Raw genomic sequence first — 15,989 nt, 5'->3', positions numbered from 1 at the left:
GATGTGATCACCACCCAAGCCTTCCCGACCATCCGGGCCCTCCAGCGTAGCGCCTGGAACGACTGTTTTCCCGGTGCCCTGGAAGACTGGGACTATTACGTCGCCGTGGAAAACGCCGCCATCGATGACTTCCAATGGCGCTACCTGGCGGTTTACGACAATGGAACGCTGGTGGCCGTGGCCGCCGCCTTCATCACCCATTATCGCCTCGACACCACGGTGTCGGGCGCCGGCAAGCGTTTGGCCGAACGTGTGGAGCGGCTGTGGCCGGGTGTTTTGCAATTGGGCCTGTATGCCATTGGCTCCCCGGTGGCCGAGCGTTGCGACGCCGGGGTTGCCAGTGGCGTGCCCGAGTCGCGTCGCCCGTTGTTGCTCAAACACTTGCTGGAAGCCGCGCGCCAGGATGCCGATGACTTCGGTATCGGCCTGGTGGCGGTCAAGGATGCACCCAGCCAGGACCCGTATTGGCTCGACAGTTGCCGGGCCGTGGGTTTTCAAAGCATGCCGAGCTTGCCCACCGGCGTGTTGCCGCTGCCGTACGGCTCGGTGGACGCCTACCTCGGCTCGCTGGGCAAATCCACCCGCAAGGACTTGCGCCGCAAGCTGCGTGCACCGGGACCACGGGTGGAATGGCGCGGCAATATCGACGACGTGCTGCCCGAGGTCATGGGCCTGTACGAAGCCACGCTGAAGCGGGCCGAGTTGCAGTTCGAACACCTGCCTGCCGGCTATTTCACCGGCGTGCTGGAACGCCTTGGCGATCGCGCCGTCTGTGTTCTTTACTGGGTCGACGAGCAGTTGGTGGCGTTCAACCTGCTGCTGCTGGACGAGCACCGGTTGGTGGACAAGTTTTTCGCCCATGACGTTGCGTTCAGCCGTGACTACAACCTGTACTTCCGCAGCTGGCTGACCAACGTCGACTACTGTATTCAACACAATATTGCGGTGTATGAGTGCGGCCAGGCCGGGTATGCCAGTAAGCTGCGCCTGGGCTGCGAGTTCCAGGGCAACAGTGTGTTTTTCCGCCACCGCAACCGGCTGGTCAACGGCCTGCTCACGCTTGTAAAACTGTTTATTCGACCGGATCGTTCCGACCCTGCCATGGCTGCTGCGATAAGCGAAACCTGATGATCACCAAGACCCGCCAGAAAGCCCGCCCCTTTGCCATTTCGCGCTGGAGCGTCCAGCGCAAGCTGGTGCTGGCGTTCTGGCTGGTCAGCGTGATTCCCACCATGATCGCGGCGGAGCTGGCGGCGACCACGCTGTCGCAGATTTTCGACAGCAACGTGCGTATCTGGCTGCAGGAATCGACCAAGATCGTCAAGGACGAGATCGGCGACATCCTTCACGACAACGCGCGCATGGCCAAGCTGTTCCTGCGCTACACCAGCCCGCCCTCGAGCCGGCAGGCGGCCAAGCATGACCGGCTGACCGCGGACATCGCCGATGCCACCGACATCGACGTGGTGGCGCTGATCCGCACCAGCGATCAAAAGGTGGTGTTCAGCACCGCCTCCGATGACATCGTCAAACAGATCAGCCTGACCAGCAACGCGGTGCTGCAGACCGTGCAAGTGGCGGGGGTGAGTACCGGGATTGTGGTCTCGACCTTCGAAACCAGCCAGGACGGCGTCGACTACCGCCTGTTGGTGGCGACCTACCTGGACAGCAGCTTTCTCACCAGCGTGGCCGATGTGCATTCCCTCGACCTGCGCCTGTACCTGGCCAACCCCGAGGGGTTCTCGGAGATATTTTCGACCCAGCGCTTCGTGGATCACCCGGCGCGTATCCCGAAAAGTGTCGAGACCGCGATGCGCAGTACCAAGCAGCCCAGCGAGCAGTTCACCAACAGCTACAGCGGGTTGTACTGGCCGATTTTCAACGACGCCGGTGACCTCCAAGGCGTGATTTTCAGCGGACTGTTGCGCCATACCAGCCTGGTGGGGCTGGTGAACCAGAGCAACCTGTTCGTGCTGATTTTCCTGCTCAGTTCGGCATTGTCCCTGGCGGCCGGTGTGCTGGTGTCGCGGCGCCTGACCAAGCCGTTGCGGGACTTGTCCGAAGGCGTGGGTGCGGTGATCTCAGGTAACTACGCGCACCGCGTGCTGGTCAGTGGTGGCGACGAACTGGCGCAATTGAGCAGCACCTTCAACCATATGACCGAGCGCCTGGGCGAGTTGCACCACCTCGAAGCCCAACTGCGCCGGCGCGATCGCCTGCATGCCCTGGGCGAAGTCGCCATGGGCCTGGCCCACGAGATCCGTAACCCGTTGGGCATCATCAAGACGGCGACCCAGTTGTTGCACCGCCGCGTTGATCTGCCGGACGCCGACAAGCGCCACCTGGAATATGTGATCAGCGAAGTCAGCCGCATCAACGACTTGATCACCGAGTTCCTCGATTTTGCCAAACCCAACCCACCGTTGCGCGTGCTGCAGCCGGCCCGTCCATTGGTGGAGGAGATCCTGGGCTTCTGTGCGCCGGAACTGGCCAGCCATAACATCGACGCGCAGATCGACGACCAGGCGCCGGGGGCGACGATCTACGCCGACGCCAAGCAACTCAAGCAGGCCTGCCTCAACCTGATTCTCAACGCCATCGATGCCATGCCTGAAGGCGGGCGCCTGACCCTGGGGATTCGCAGCGAGGGCGACAACACCGTCATCACCATCGCCGACACCGGCCAGGGCATCGCGCCGGAGATGATCGAGCGCATCTTTACGCCATTCGTCACCACCAAGGCCTCGGGCACGGGCCTGGGCCTGGCCAAAGTCTATTCGATCATGGAAAGTCACGACGGCAGCATCGAATGCGCCAGCGAAAACGATGCCGGCGCCACCTTCAGCCTGTACATTCCAGCGACAGGCGAAGACGACGAGGACAGTCATGACGCATAACATTCTGGTAGTCGACGACGAACCCAAGCTCTGCGACCTGCTGGCGTCGGCCCTGGGCCAGAACAGCGTGCAGGTGTTCATTGCGGGCAACGGTCTGCATGCGCTCAAGGTGCTGGAACAGGAAGACATCGACCTGGTGATCAGTGACTGGCGCATGCCGGGCATGGACGGGCCGGCCTTGTTGGCCGAGATCAAGGTGCGTTATCCCCACGTGCCGGTGATCGTGATGACCGCCTACAGCACGGTGAAAAACGCCGTGCAGTCGATGCGCAACGGTGCCTACGACTACATTGCCAAACCGTTCGATATCGACGAGCTGGACATCACCGTGGCCAAGGCCCTGCAGTTTCGCGACATCATGCGCGACAACGCGCGCCTGCGCGCCGAGCTGGATGAGCAGGCGCAGTTCGACAGCCTGGTGGGCGACAGCCCGGCGTTTCGCAAAGTGTTGCAGGCGGTGGATTCGGTGCGCGACAGCAGCACCACCATCCTGCTGACCGGCGAAAGCGGCACCGGCAAGGAAATGGTCGCCCGCGCCATCCACAAGCACGGCAGCCGTGCCGACAAGCCGTTTGTGGCGGTCAACTGCGCGGCGATCCCCGAAGGGCTGCTGGAAAGCGAAATGTTCGGCCATCGCAAGGGCGCGTTTACTGGCGCCGTGTCTGACCGGGTCGGGCGCTTCCAGCAGGCCGACAAGGGCACGCTGTTTCTCGATGAAGTGGGCGATATGCCCCTGGCATTGCAGGCCAAGATCCTGCGCGCCTTGCAGGAGCGGGTGATCGAGCCTGTGGGCGACCCCCGCGAGCGCAAGGTGGATGTGCGGGTGATCGCCGCCACCAACAAGAACCTGCTGGAGGCGGTGGCCAACAAGGAGTTTCGCGAAGACTTGTATTACCGCCTCAATGTGTTCCCGATCCCGCTGCCGGCCCTGCGTGAACGCGTGGAAGACATCGCGCCCCTGGCCCGTCACTTTGCCCGGACCCTCAGCGCCACTGCCGGCAAGCGTATTACCGGCTTCAGCCCTGAAGCGTTGCAGGCCATGGCCGCGTATCACTGGCCGGGCAATATCCGTGAGCTGCAAAACTGTGTGGAGCGCGCGACCATCGTGGCCGCCACGCCTGTGATCGAAGACATTGATTTGCCGGGCTATCTGTTTGCTTCCAAACCCAGCGAAGGCGGCGTGACCGCGATCCTCAGCGACGGGCCGGGGATTCCCCAGGACCTGGACGCGGCGCTGGCGGAGGTGGAGAAGGCCTATATCCTCGCGGCGTTGCAGGAGAGCAATGGCGTGCAGGCTGCGGCGGCGGCGAAGATCGGGATTTCCGAAAGGAGCTTTTGGTATCGCCTGAAGAAACTGGGCATCCAGGTCGACAAAATAGTCCGCTGATTAAAATGTGGGAGGGGGCTTGCCCTAATGTCAGTCAGTTAAGCGTACATCGCCTCCTGTAGGAGCGAGCTTGCTCGCGAAAAACGTCAACGATAACGCGTGCTTCCTGAATGAACGCGGCGCCTGTGAGTTTTTCGCGAGCAAGCTCGCTCCTACAAAAAGCCTTAAATGACTGGCATTAGGGCAAGCCCCCTCCCACATTTTTTGACCGAGTCGGGTCAGGTATGGAAGCGTACCCAGATACTCACCAGGATCGTCGCTGCCATCAGCCACGCTACCGCTGCGACGGTTAAAGAGGCCTCCAGCCGCATGCGGTCCACCATCACATACAACGTCGCCAAATACACAAAGTAGGGAATGATCGACCACATCCCGAACAGGATGGTGGTCTTCAAATCGTCCAGCGAACGGCCCTTGCCGACGATGTAATGGGCGATCAACGCAAAGGTCGGAAACAGCGGCACCAGCCCGGCGATGTAGTAGTTCCTGGTCTTGGCCAGCGCCGCCAGGATCAGCACCACCGCCGCGCCCAGGGCGGCTTTCAAAAAAAGATCCATCAGTGGCTCAACCCGTATTTCTTGACCTTGTCGAACAAGGTGGTCTTGGCCATGCCCAGTTCCTGGCTGGCCTGGGTCAGGTTGCCGCCGCTGCGTTGCAGGGCATCGCTGAGCAGGTTGCGTTCAAAGGCTTCCACCGCTTCGGTGAACGCCAGGCCTTGGCTGCCGCTGCTGGCCCCGCTTTTCTTGAAGGCGGGCAGGCCGAGGGCGAAGCGTTCGGCGACGTTGCGCAGTTCGCGTACGTTACCGGGCCAGTCGTGGCTCATCAGGCTGGAGAGGGTCTGGTTGTCCAGTTCCGGCGCGGTGCGGTCAAAACGCAGCGACGACTGCTGCAGGAAGTGTTCGAACAGCTGCAGGATGTCTTCGCGGCGTTCGCGCAGGGGCGGCAGTTCCAGGGTCACCACGTTGAGGCGGTAGTACAGGTCGCTGCGGAACTGGCTGGCGCGGCTCAGTTCGTCGAGGTCGGACTTGGTGGCGGCGATCACCCGGCAATCCACGGCCACGCTCTGGTTCGAGCCCAGGCGTTCCAGGGTGCGCTCCTGCAGCACTCGCAGCAATTTGATCTGCAGGTTGATCGGCATGCTTTCCACTTCATCGAGGAACAGCGTGCCTTCATGGGCGTGTTCGATCTTGCCGATACGGCGCTTGCCGGCGCCGGTAAAGGCGTTGGCTTCGTGGCCGAAAATCTCGCTTTCGAACAGGTTCTCCGGCAGGCCGCCGCAGTTGAGGGCGACGAACTGGTGGGCATGCCGGCGGCTGAAATCATGCAGGCAACGCGCGACCAGCTCCTTGCCGGTACCGGTCTCGCCTTCGATCAGCACGTTGGCCGAGGTGTCGGCAACGTTGGCGATCAGCTCGCGCAGGTTCTGCATGGCCGGCGAGCGACCGATGATGCGGCCTTCCAGCGAATCCCGCTCAGCCAACTGACGGCGCAGCGACCAGACTTCCCGCGCCAGCCCGCGTTGTTCCAGGGCGCGGCGGGCGACGTCGACCAGGCGCTCGGGGGAGAAGGGTTTCTCCATGAAGTCGTAGGCGCCATTGCGCATGGCGCCGACCGCCATGGAGATGTCGCCATGCCCGGTGATCAGCACCACCGGCAGGCTTTTATCCAGGGCCTTGAGACGGGTGAGCAGTTCCAGGCCGTCAATGCCCGGCAGGCGAATGTCGCTGATCACAATGCCGGCGAAGTTCTCGCCGATACGTTTCAATGCCTCCTCGGCACTGCCCACGCCCACGCTTGGGATATCTTCCAGCGCCAGCGCCTGTTGGCAGCCGAGCAGCACATGGGGGTCGTCTTCGACGATCAGCACGGTGAGGTCTTGAGGATCAATATTCATGTCGACTCAGCTTGTTGAGCGCCCACCAGCGGCAGGCTCAGGACAAAGGCAGTGCCACCGCCGGCCGGGTGCTCCACGGCGAGGGTGCCGCCGGTGGCTGCCGCGAGGCTGGCGGAGAGGGTCAGGCCCAGGCCCAGGCCTTGCTCGCCGGGTTTGGTGGTGAAGAAGGGTTCGAACAGATGCTTGCGCGCCTCGGCGTCGATGCCGTGGCCGTTGTCGCGCACCAGCAGGCGGTATTTGCCCTCGGCGGCGCTGCCTTCCAGCCACAACTCGGGAGCCGGTTGTGCCTGCATGGCGTCGAGGGCGTTGCCGATCAGGTTGACCAGGATCTGTTCCAGGCGGGTCTGGTCGATCTGCAATTGGGCCGGGGCAAAGTCGCGGTGCAGGCTCAGCGGCAGGCTGTCCAGGCGTGGGCCCAGGACCTGGAACGCGGCGTCCACCGCCTTGGCCAGGCTGGCTTCGCCCTGGTCATCGCCGCGTCGGGCAAAGGAGCGCAGGCTGGCGGTGATACGGCCCATGCGGTCGATCAGTTCGTTGATGGTCTTGAGGTTGGCGCTGGCGGTGTCCAGCGCGCCGCGTTCGAGGAAGCGCACGGTGTTGCCGGACAAGGTGCGCAGCGCGGCCAACGGCTGGTTCAGTTCATGGGCGATGCTGGTGGACATCTGGCCGATGGCCGCCAGCTTGCCGGCCTGTACCAGTTCATCCTGGGCGCGGCGCAGGGTTTCTTCGGCCTGGCGCCGTTCGCGGATCTGGCCCTTGAGCCGCTCGTTGCTGGCGCGCAGGTCGGCGGTGCGTTCGGCGATCCGCCGTTCCAGCTGGCTGTTGGCTTCCTGCAAGGCTTCCCGCGCCGCGAGGCGGGTGGCGATGACTTTGCGCCGCTCGTTCCAGGCAATCAGCAAAAACGCGACGAGGCCAAACGCGACAGCCACCAGGATGCCCTGGTTGATCGCCGCGCGACGCAGGTCGTTGAGCGGGGTGAGCAGGGTGAAATTCCACGGTGTGTCATTGAGTGGGCGGGTTTGCGCCAGGTAGCTGACTTCGTGCTCGTCGTTGACCACTTCAGTGTTGGCCGGGAAAGTCAGCTTCTCGCTGCGTTCATTCAAGCGCTCACGGGCCAGGGGTTCCAGTTCGTTGAGCGTGGCCCAGTAATATTGCAGGCTGTGGGCCAGGCGATCCTTGGTCTCGTCGCTCAGCGGTCGCACCGCCTTGAGGCGTCGAGCCGGGTCGCTGGAGAGAATGATGATGCCGTTCTCGTCGCTCACAAAGGCTTCGAGGCGCGCGCGTTGCCAGCGCTCTTCCAGGGCTTCGAGGCGCACTTTGACCACCGCCACGCCGATGATCTTGCCGTGTTCCTCCAGGCCATGGGCCAGGTAGTAGCCGGGTTCGCCGTTGGTGCTGCCGATGCCGTAGAAACGCCCGGGCTGGCCGCGCACGGCATTCTGGAAATAGGCGCGAAAGGACAGGTCTTCACCCTGGTAACTGTCGGCATCGCGCCAGTTACTGGTGGCCAGCACACGGCCGGTGGTGTCCATAACGTAGATGGCCCGACTGCGACTGCGTCGGTTCAGGCCTTCGAGGTAGTCGTTGACCGTTTTGCGGGTTTCCTGGTTCGGCTCGGCCAGCAGCTTGGAGACGCTCGACTCCAGCTCCAGCAGGCTGGGCAGGTAGGTGTATTTGCTGATTTCACTTTCGACGGTGCGGGCATGCAGCTCCAGCTGGCGTTCGCCGTTGTCGCTGAGGGTGCGGATGCCGTAGTACTCACTGATCCAGAAGCCGATATAACCCAGGCCGATCATCAGGGCGATGATCAACGGCGGCAGGAACAGTTGGCGAATCAGACGAGGTTTCACGGCAAGTGATGGCGGTGCGGCGCGATAGAGGTTGGGGTCGCATTTCATCACAGATGCCTTGGGTCAGCTACCGCCCTCCGGCCAACTGTAGGAGCGAGCTTGCTCGCGAAAAACGTCAACGATGACGCGTGCATCCTGGATGTCCGCGGTGCTCTTGGGTTCTTCGCGAGCAAGCTCGCTCCTACAGGGTGGGAGTGAGGCTGTTTTTAGTGCTGCAGGATTTTCTCAAGGAAGTGCTGCGCGCGCTCGGAGCGGGCGCTGATGTCGCCGAAGAACTCTTCCTTCGGGCAGTCTTCGATGATCTTGCCGGCGTCCATGAAGATCACGCGGTCGGCCACTTTGCGGGCAAAGCCCATTTCGTGGGTGACGCACATCATGGTCATGCCTTCCTGGGCCAGTTGCACCATCACGTCCAGTACTTCGTTGACCATTTCCGGGTCGAGGGCCGAGGTCGGTTCGTCGAACAGCATGACGATCGGGTCCATGGCCAGGGCGCGGGCAATCGCCACACGTTGCTGCTGGCCACCGGAAAGCTGGCCCGGGTGCTTGTGGGCGTGCGCCGACAGGCCGACGCGCTCAAGCAGTTGCAGGCCTTTCTTGGTGGCTTCTTCCTTGCTGCGGCCGAGCACCTTGATCTGTGCGATTGTCAGGTTTTCGGTGATGGTCAGGTGCGGGAACAGCTCGAAGTGCTGGAACACCATGCCCACGCGCGAACGCAGTTTCGGCAGGTTGGTCTTCGGGTCGGCGATGGAGGTGCCGTCGACGATCACGTCACCTTTCTGGAACGGTTCCAGCGCGTTGACGCACTTGATCAGGGTGGACTTGCCCGAGCCCGATGGCCCGCACACCACGATCACTTCGCCTTTTTTAACCTCGGTGCTGCAATCGGTCAGCACCTGGAAGTCGCCATACCACTTGTTGATATTCTTGATAGAGATCATACGGCAAACCTTTTTTGCAGACGCTTGACCAGCAGCGAGGCGGAAAAGCTGATGATGAAGTAGACGACACCGGCGAAGATCAGGAACTCATTGGAGCGCCCGATGATGTCGCCGTTGGAGCGGGCGGAGTTGAGGAAGTCCACCAGGCCCACGGTGTAGACCAGCGAGGTGTCCTGGAACAGGATGATCGACTGTTGCAGCAGCAACGGGGTCATCTTGCGGAACGCCTGGGGCAGGATGATCAGGCGCATGGTCTGGCCATAGGTCATGCCCATCGCTTGTGCCGCCGCCATCTGGCCCTTGGGGATCGACTGCACGCCGGCCCGCACGATCTCACAGAAGTACGCCGCTTCGAACATCATGAACGCCACGACGCAGGAGGTGAACGCACCGATCGGCGTGTCTTCGCCGGTCATCCAGCGCAACACGAACGGCACCGCCAGGTAGAACCAGGTGATCACCAGCAGCAGCGGGATCGAGCGGAAGTAGTTCACATAGGCGCCGGCCACCCGGGACAGCAGTTTGCTGGACGACAGGCGCATCAGTGCCAGGATCGTACCCAGCGCGATACCGCCGATCACGCCCATGACCATCAGCTTCAAGGTCATGACCATGCCGTTCCACAGGCCCGGGATGGCGGGGATGATGCCGCTGAAATCGAGTTCCATTATTTACCCCCCACGGAGATCAGGCCGGGCACTGCGACTTTCTTCTCGACCACGCGCATCAGCAGCATCAGGCTCATGTTCAGGGTGAAGTAGATCAGCGTGGCCAGGGTGAAGGCTTCAAACAGGTTGGCCGAGAACTCGGCGGTCTGTTTGGTTTGCGCCAGCAGTTCCATCAGGCCGATCAAGGACGCCACGGAGGAGTTCTTGAAGACGTTGAGGAATTCCGAGGTAAGCGGCGGAATGATGATCCGGTAGGCCTGGGGCAGCAGCACGTTCCAGTAGATCTGCGGCAACTTGAAGCCCATGGCACGTGCAGCGGCCTCTTGGCCCCGTGGCAGCGCCTGGATACCGGTACGCACTTGCTCGCACACACGGGCAGCGGTGAACAGGCCCAGGCACACGACAACGCTCAGGTAGGCCGAGGTGGTCGGGTTGAGGTCCTGCTTGTACCAGTCCTGCAGGTTCTGCGGCAGCAGGTCGGGTATCAGGAAGTACCAGATGAACAGCTGCACCAGCAGCGGCACGTTACGAAACAGTTCCACGTAGCAGGTCGCGATGCCCGATACGAGGCGGTTTGGCACAGTGCGCATGACCCCCAGAATGGAGCCCAGCAGCAAGGCGATAATCCATGCCACGACAGCGATGGCGATGGTCCAGCCCAGGCCGGCGATGTACCAGTCGAGATAAGTCTCGCTGCCCACGCCGGTGGACTTGAAGAACACGCCCCAGTCCCAGTTGTAATTCATTAGGGTCTCCCCTCGAGATCGATCGATGTACAAGCACCCGCTTGGGGAAAGTCCATTCCCGCCTGGCGATGAACGCCAGGCACACGCGATCGGCTCGAAAACCGCCCGGTCGAGTGTTCCAAAGTATAGCCAGCAGGTAGTAACAGACGCCTGAGGGAGGGTTGGCTCCCTCAGGCGATAAGGTTAGTCAGGAATCAGATTTTTACTTCAGGCGCCGGCTTGTCGGTCGGGTTCTTGATCAGTTCCTTAACCTTGTCGCTCATTGGGAAGTTCAGGTTCAGGTTTTTTGGTGGGATCGGGCTTTCGAACCACTTGGCGTAGATCTTGTTGATTTCGCCGGACTTGTACAGGCCAACGATGGCGTCATCCACCGCTTTCTTGAAGGCAGGATCTTCTTTGCGAACCATGCACGCGTAGGCTTCGAAGGACTGTGGAGTACCGGTGATGACCCAGTCATCCGGCTTCTTGGCCTTGGCTTCTTCACCGGCCAGCAGGGCGTCGTCCATCATGAAGGCTACGGCACGGCCGCTTTCCAGCATCTGGAAGGACTCGCCATGGTCTTTGGCGGAGATGACGTTCATGCCCATCTGCTTGTCAGCGTTCATCGCCTTGATGATGCGCTCGGACGTGGTGCCGGCGGTGGTCACGACGTTCTTGCCTTTCAGGTCGGCGAAGTCGGCGTAGCTAGGCTTGCCTTCCTTGTCTTTCTTGACCAGCAGGCGAGTGCCGATTTCGAAGATGTTGGTGGTGAAGGCGACTTGCTGGGCGCGTTCGGCGTTGTTGGTGGTGGAACCGCACTCGATGTCGACGGTGCCGTTCTGAACCAGCGGAATACGGGTCTGCGAGGTGACCAGGTTGTACTTGGCCTGCAGATCGGGTTTGTTCAGGTCTTTTTTCAGGGCTTCGACGATGGCCAGCTGAATGTCGTGGGAGTAGCCCACAGGTTTGCCCGAACCATCCGCAATGTAGGAAAACGGAATGGAACTGTCGCGGTGCCCGAGGGTGATGGTGCCGGAGTCGTTGATTTTCTTCAGTGTGCCGGTGAGTTCGGCGGCAAAGACTGGAGTGCTGATCAGAGCAGCAGCGATAGCTGCGCCCAGGATATGGGGAACGATGCGCATCAATACTTCCTCGACATTTGTTTTTTTTATGAAGCCGGCTAGACGGCTCTCTTGTACAGCGAATGCCCGTGACGGCTCCTGAAGCGTCCCAGGCAATCGTCTGGGAGTGTAGAGCATGAGTCGTGCCAGACCGAAAATAAAAGCTTAACAAGTTGATTTATATGATGATTAATTTTGTATGACGACAAATATGTAACCGTTTGATCCGGTAAACCGAATAGGCTTGCCTGTGGCGTTCGGAAAACCGAATGCCAGGCGGTATAAAAAAGCCCCTGGGCCTTACGGCGCAGGGGCTTTTGTGCGATGGGCCTGTCAGGCCGCTTCGATCTTGCTGCGGGTCTGCTCAACCTTGGACAGGTAGCGTTGCACGTTATCCTGTTCCTGTGGGGTGGTGAACAGGCCGAGTTTGGTCCGGCGCCATAGCACGTCCTGGGGCTGGGTTACCCATTCCTCGGCACACAGGTAATCGACCTCGCGGGTGTAGAGGCCGCCGCCCAAATGTTCACCCAGGTCAGCCAGCGACTGCACGCCTTCGAGCAGGCGCCAGGTGCGGCTGCCATAGGTGGTGGACCAGCGGCGCGCGATCTCGCTCGGCAACCAGTCGAACTTGCTGCCAATGGCCTCGGCCAGGGCTTCTGGGGTGGTCATGTCCTCGCCGCCGGGCAGGCTGGCGGTGGCGGTCCAGCTGGGACGCATCTGCGTGAAGTACGGGGCCAGTTGCGCCATCGCCGATTCGGCGAGCTTGCGGTAGGTGGTCAGCTTGCCGCCGAACACCGACAGGATCGGCGCCTCGCCCGTACCACCGGACAGCGACAGGGTGTAGTCACGGGTGATGGCCGACGGGTTGTCCGACTCGTCGTTGCACAGTGGGCGCACACCCGAGTAGGTGTGGACGATGTCGTCGCGGCTCAGCTGTTTCTTGAAGTGCGCGTTGACCACCTTGAGCATGTAGTCGGTTTCACCTTCGGTGATCGCCACTTTCGCCGGGTCGCCGGTGTATTCGCGGTCGGTGGTGCCGATGATGGTCAGGTGGTTCAGGTACGGAATGGTGAAGACGATGCGCTGGTCTTCGTTCTGCAGGATGTGCGCGTGGGCGCCTTCATACAGCTTCGGCACGATCAGGTGGCTGCCCTGGATCAGGCGGATACCGTAGGGCGAGTCCAGCTTCAGGTCGTCCTTGATGAACTTGGCGACCCACGGGCCGGCGGCGTTCACCAGGGCGCGGGCACGGATCGAGAACAGGCTGCCATCGGCGCGTTCCATGTTCATGTCCCACATGCCATTGCTGCGATGGGCACTGATGCAGCGGGTCTGGGTATGGATGTGCGCACCCTTTTCACGGGCCGCCATGGCGTTGAGGACGACCAGGCGGGCGTCGTCGACCCAGCAGTCGGAGTATTCGAAGCCTTTGGTGATTTCGCTTTTCAGCGGGCTGTCAGGGCCGAACTTGAGGCTCTTGGAGCCGGCGAGTTTCTCGCGCTTGCCCAGGTGGTCATAGAGGAACAGGCCGGCACGGATCATCCACGCCGGGCGCAGGTGGGGGCGGTGTGGCAGGACGAAGCGCATCTGTTTGACGATGTGCGGGGCCTTGGCCAGCAGCACTTCACGTTCAGCCAGGGCTTCGCGTACCAGGCGGAATTCGTAATGTTCGAGGTAGCGCAGGCCGCCGTGGATCAGTTTGCTGCTGGCGGAGGAGGTGTGGCTGGCCAGGTCGTCCTTTTCGCAAAGGAATACCGACAAACCGCGACCGGCTGCGTCTGCTGCAATGCCGACGCCGTTGATCCCGCCACCGATTACGGCAACGTCATAGACTTCGGCAAGCGGTGGAGCAGGCAAGGTAGAAGGGTTCATCGACTGGCCTCGGGAGCTTTTTCGTATTTGAATTCGAACATTAATGTTCATTTGCGAAAATGGTAGCTGATAAACGTAGGCACAGCCAGCCGACTTCGATTGAAAAAACTCATCGAAGGGCGGGAAAAGGAAAATTTGTGAACATAAGCCTGGGCAAGGCTCGAGAAAAAGGCGCTGGATAAATCGCCATCGGGGGCTTGCCCCCGATGGCTTCAATGCAGACGCTATACGACTTCCAGGCGAACCTTGTGCTGGTTCAGCAACTGCACCAGCGCCGGCACCGGCTCCTGATCCGTCACCAGGCAGTCCACCAGGCTGATCGGCCCCAGTCGAATCATGGCATTGCGCCCGAATTTGCTCGAGTCCGCCGCCAGGATCACCTGGCGTGCATTGGCGATGATCGCCTGGGAAACCCGGACTTCCTGGTAGTCGAAGTCCAGCAGGCTGCCGTCCTCGTCGATGCCGCTGATACCCACCAGCGCGAAGTCGACCTTGAACTGGTTGATGAAATCGACACTGGCCTGACCCACCACACCGCCGTCACGGCGCACATTGCCGCCGGTCAGCAACACGTCGAAGTCGTCCTTGGCGCTGAGCATGGTGGCGACGTTGAGATTGTTGGTGATGATTTTCAGGTGGTTGTGGTTGAGCAGCGCACGGGCAATGGATTCCGTGGTGGTGCCGATATTGATGAACAACGAGGCGTGATCGGGGATTTGTGCCGCGATGGCTTCGCCGATGCGTTGTTTCTCATCGCGCATCTGGTCGGCCCGCATGGCGTACGCGGTGTTCTCGACACTGGAGTCATAGGCCGCGCCGCCGTGGTAGCGGCGCAGCAGATTGGCGTCCGCCAGTTGGTTGATATCGCGGCGGATGGTTTGCGGGGTGACAACGAATAGCTGCGCCATTTCCTCGATACTGACGTAGCCGCGTTCGCGGACCAGTTCGAGGATTTGCTGCTGGCGGGGAGGCAGATTCATGGGGCGTCCTTTGGGCTGCCATACAAAAGTGGCCCATGATGACGCAGGAATCTGCTCCCTGCCAGTTACAACCCGATATGGGGCCCGCGCATGGCTTATTCGGCGCCTTCGTGGGGTTCCCAGTCGCGGGTGCGGCTCACCGCTTTTTGCCAGCCGGCGTAGAGTTTTTCCTTGGCGGCTTCTTCCAGCTGCGGTTCGAATTCGCGCTCGATCACGGCCTTGCCGCGCAGCTCGTCGAGGCTGCCCCAGAAGCCGCAGGCCAGACCGGCCAGGTAGGCGGCGCCGAGTGCGGTGGTTTCGCGCATTTGCGGGCGCTCGACCTGGGTGCCGAGGATGTCGGCCTGGAATTGCATCAGGAAGTTGTTGGCCACCGCACCGCCGTCCACACGCAGGGCCTTGAGGCGTTCGCCCGAGTCCTGTTGCATGGCGTCGAGCACGTCGCGGGTCTGGTAGGCAATCGACTCCAGGGCGGCACGAATAATGTGATCCACGCGTACGCCGCGGGTCAGGCCAAACAGTGCGCCACGGGCATACGGGTCCCAGTAGGGGGCGCCCAGGCCGGTGAAGGCCGGGACCAGGTACACGCCATTGCTGTCCTTGACCTTGCCGGCGAAGTATTCGGTGTCGGTGGCATCGGCGATGATTTTCAGCTCGTCACGCAACCATTGCACGGTGGATCCACCGTTGAACACCGCGCCTTCCAGCGCATAGGCCACTTCGCCACGGGGGCCGCAGGCGATGGTGGTGAGCATGCCGTGCTTGGACTTGACCGCTTTGTCGCCGGTATTCATCAGCAGGAAGCAGCCGGTGCCGTAGGTGTTCTTGGCCTGGCCGGCCTCAACGCACATCTGGCCGAACAGTGCCGCTTGCTGGTCACCGGCGATACCGCCGATGGCGATGCCGCTTTTGGTGCGGCCGTAGATCTCGGAGGAAGACTTCACTTCCGGCAGCATTTCCCGCGGAACGTCGAGGATCTCCAGCATCTTCGCATCCCACTCCAGGGTGTGGATGTTGAAGAGCATGGTGCGCGAGGCGTTGGTGTAGTCGGTGACGTGGGTTTTGCCGCCGGTAAATTTCCAGATCAGCCAGCTGTCGATAGTGCCGAACAGCAACTCGCCGTTGCGCGCACGCTCGCGGCTGCCTTCGACGTTATCGAGGATCCACTTGAGCTTGGTGCCGGAGAAGTACGGGTCGGTGACCAGGCCGGTGGTGTCGTTAATGTATTGCTCGTGGCCGTCGCGCTTGAGCTGCTGGCAGATTTCGGTGCTGCGGCGGCACTGCCAGACGATGGCGTTGTAGATCGGGCGGCCGGTGACCTTATCCCAGACCACGGTGGTTTCACGCTGGTTGGTGATGCCGATGGCGGCGACCTGGTCATGGTGCAGGCCGGCCTGTGCCAGGGCCTCGACCATCACCGCGCTCTGGGTGGCGAAGATTTCCATCGGGTCATGTTCGACCCAGCCGGCTTGCGGGTAGTGCTGGGTGAATTCACGTTGGGCGGTGCAGACCACGTTGGCGTCGCGATCGAAGATGATTGCCCGGGAACTGGTGGTGCCCTGATCAAGGGCAATGATGTAGTTCTTATTCTCGATGTCGGTCATGTCAATTGCCTTGGACGAAATAAGGAAGTCAGAAATCAGCCGGGGCCGCATAG

General features: G+C 61.4%; 13 protein-coding genes. 3 read left to right on the top strand and 10 right to left on the bottom strand.

Annotated features, from left to right (window positions below):
* Positions 1-3: 3 nt before the first annotated feature.
* The 3 genes from PspCFBP13509_RS02265 to PspCFBP13509_RS02255 are packed head-to-tail and all read left to right on the top strand — an operon-like array spanning position 4 to position 4,284.
* Positions 4-1,128, top strand: coding sequence for a GNAT family N-acetyltransferase (locus PspCFBP13509_RS02265; protein ID WP_137211501.1), 1,125 nt, complete (start codon positions 4-6; stop codon positions 1,126-1,128).
* Complete coding sequence (locus PspCFBP13509_RS02260; RefSeq protein WP_137211500.1) at positions 1,128-2,897, top strand: HAMP domain-containing sensor histidine kinase; 1,770 nt, start codon at positions 1,128-1,130, stop codon at positions 2,895-2,897. The genes PspCFBP13509_RS02265 and PspCFBP13509_RS02260 overlap by 1 nt, the downstream gene beginning before the upstream one ends.
* Positions 2,887-4,284, top strand: a complete 1,398-nt coding sequence (locus PspCFBP13509_RS02255) for a sigma-54-dependent transcriptional regulator (RefSeq protein ID WP_065926534.1) — start codon at positions 2,887-2,889, stop codon at positions 4,282-4,284. The genes PspCFBP13509_RS02260 and PspCFBP13509_RS02255 overlap by 11 nt, the downstream gene beginning before the upstream one ends.
* A gap of 218 nt (positions 4,285-4,502) precedes the next feature.
* Here the strand turns inward: PspCFBP13509_RS02255 and PspCFBP13509_RS02250 are convergent, their stop codons facing one another.
* The 10 genes from PspCFBP13509_RS02250 to glpK form a co-directional block, all read right to left on the bottom strand.
* Complete coding sequence (locus PspCFBP13509_RS02250) at positions 4,503-4,841, bottom strand: GlpM family protein (protein ID WP_137211499.1); 339 nt, start codon at positions 4,839-4,841, stop codon at positions 4,503-4,505.
* A complete protein-coding gene (locus tag PspCFBP13509_RS02245) occupies positions 4,841-6,178 on the bottom strand; it encodes a sigma-54-dependent transcriptional regulator (protein ID WP_065926532.1) in 1,338 nt (445 codons plus the stop codon). The genes PspCFBP13509_RS02250 and PspCFBP13509_RS02245 overlap by 1 nt, the downstream gene beginning before the upstream one ends.
* Positions 6,175-8,076, bottom strand: coding sequence for a sensor histidine kinase (locus tag PspCFBP13509_RS02240; RefSeq protein WP_065926531.1), 1,902 nt, complete (start codon positions 8,074-8,076; stop codon positions 6,175-6,177). Before PspCFBP13509_RS02240 ends, PspCFBP13509_RS02245 begins: the two co-directional genes overlap by 4 nt.
* A 158-nt stretch (positions 8,077-8,234) precedes the next feature.
* Positions 8,235-8,969, bottom strand: a complete 735-nt coding sequence (locus PspCFBP13509_RS02235; RefSeq protein WP_065926530.1) for an amino acid ABC transporter ATP-binding protein — start codon at positions 8,967-8,969, stop codon at positions 8,235-8,237.
* Positions 8,966-9,637, bottom strand: coding sequence for an amino acid ABC transporter permease (locus PspCFBP13509_RS02230; RefSeq protein WP_137211498.1), 672 nt, complete (start codon positions 9,635-9,637; stop codon positions 8,966-8,968). The genes PspCFBP13509_RS02235 and PspCFBP13509_RS02230 overlap by 4 nt, the downstream gene beginning before the upstream one ends.
* On the bottom strand, positions 9,637-10,383 hold the full coding sequence (locus PspCFBP13509_RS02225; protein WP_024073702.1) for an amino acid ABC transporter permease: 747 nt from the start codon (positions 10,381-10,383) through the stop codon (positions 9,637-9,639). The genes PspCFBP13509_RS02230 and PspCFBP13509_RS02225 overlap by 1 nt, the downstream gene beginning before the upstream one ends.
* A 194-nt stretch (positions 10,384-10,577) precedes the next feature.
* A complete protein-coding gene (locus tag PspCFBP13509_RS02220; protein WP_027604600.1) occupies positions 10,578-11,504 on the bottom strand; it encodes a glutamate/aspartate ABC transporter substrate-binding protein in 927 nt (308 codons plus the stop codon).
* Between the two features lie 312 nt (positions 11,505-11,816).
* The gene (glpD, locus tag PspCFBP13509_RS02215) at positions 11,817-13,355 is read right to left on the bottom strand and encodes a glycerol-3-phosphate dehydrogenase (RefSeq protein ID WP_027604599.1); all 1,539 of its coding nucleotides are present in this window, start codon (positions 13,353-13,355) and stop codon (positions 11,817-11,819) included.
* A 224-nt stretch (positions 13,356-13,579) separates the two neighbouring features.
* A complete protein-coding gene (locus tag PspCFBP13509_RS02210) occupies positions 13,580-14,335 on the bottom strand; it encodes a DeoR/GlpR family transcriptional regulator (RefSeq protein ID WP_027604598.1) in 756 nt (251 codons plus the stop codon).
* A 95-nt stretch (positions 14,336-14,430) separates the two neighbouring features.
* On the bottom strand, positions 14,431-15,936 hold the full coding sequence (glpK, locus tag PspCFBP13509_RS02205; protein WP_065926529.1) for a glycerol kinase GlpK: 1,506 nt from the start codon (positions 15,934-15,936) through the stop codon (positions 14,431-14,433).
* Positions 15,937-15,989: the final 53 nt, after the last annotated feature.

Source organism: Pseudomonas sp. CFBP13509, assembly GCF_005233485.1.
Lineage (GTDB): Bacteria > Pseudomonadota > Gammaproteobacteria > Pseudomonadales > Pseudomonadaceae > Aquipseudomonas > Aquipseudomonas marginalis.
Note: the sequence above shows the minus strand (reverse complement) of the source record. Positions and strands in the feature narration are given on the sequence as shown.